The sequence below is a fragment of the Catenibacterium faecis genome (assembly GCF_014306455.1).
GTDB classification, from domain to species: domain Bacteria; phylum Bacillota_I; class Bacilli_A; order Erysipelotrichales; family Coprobacillaceae; genus Catenibacterium; species Catenibacterium mitsuoka_A.
On record NZ_JACRWG010000143.1, the window covers coordinates 1 to 1,147 of the forward strand.

At 31.7% G+C, this 1,147-nt stretch carries 1 protein-coding gene; it reads right to left on the reverse strand.

Translation table 11 applies throughout. The features are described 5' to 3' along the window. Positions 1-204: 204 nt before the first annotated feature. Entirely contained in the window at positions 205-1,014 is an 810-nt protein-coding gene (locus H8909_RS13130) for a PTS sugar transporter subunit IIA (protein ID WP_187013147.1), read from the reverse strand. Positions 1,015-1,147: the final 133 nt, after the last annotated feature.

Sequence of the window (1,147 nt, forward strand, 5' to 3'; positions counted from 1 at the left end):
TTTATATAGTTTACACATAAAAATATCCTCCTGGTTAATTTACACCTAGAGGATATCTTTATTTCTAATCATTTTTAAGCGCCTTTTTATTTAATGTCCTTGACACGGGGTCCACATTAGTTATGCATCCAGTAACCCTTTTTAAGTAGAATATTAGGAGAAAACTCTATCCTTCCTGTTTTTATATGTAATCAATTGTATGGTTTATTGTATGTGTTGTATAAGTGTTTTAATAAATTGATCATATGTTTTAGAACACATAACTTCACGTTGGAATTTGGTGTTATTAACGAGTTCAATAAATACATCGTATAAGTGTTCCATGTTAAGACTGTCTCCGTTCTTGATTGCTAGAAGGAATACAATTCTAACAGTTTCATCACCATTCCACTTAAGTGGTTCATCTAATATTGCAACAGCAACTTTTGTCTGTTTTGCGAAGACATTTAATGGATGTGGTAATGCAAATACATCATTCATATTTGTATTAGAGAGTTCTTCACGTTTATAGACAGAATCAAGATAATCATCACCAATAATATCCTCATTGAGTAAAAGAGTACTGAGTTCTTCTAATAATTCATTTTTTGAGTTCACTTTTTTCTTGTGAACAAATAAAGAAGAGTCAAAGAACTTTTTTATTTTCTCATATTTACTTTGGTCTATAGATGTAATTAAACGAGATACCATTTCAATATCTTGTTGATTAAGAGAGAAATCTACAGTAATTGTTGGTACATATGATTGTTCTAAAGGGATTGTTGAAATAACACAATCTATTTCTTTGAAATCATTTTCTGTATAATTTAGATATTCGATAAGAGACAATCTTTTAACAACAGTCAGCTTATTCGCAAATACATTGTGTAATCTTGCCTCTAACATTCGAGCGGTTGCTTGTCCTGAACCGCATACTAGATAAACAGCTTTTTTCTTAATAGACCCAGAAAAACATCTTTCTATAGCTGCACCAATATGTAAAGCGATGTATCCTATATCATTGATTATTCGCAAGGAACAGCACCGTTAATCGCATAAAGTGCACCACCTATATCACCAACTGCACCACTAGTCTAAAAATCAGAATATACACAACTGCACCACCTCATGGGTGGTCTTTTTGTACTATCATGATATTGGAGACAAT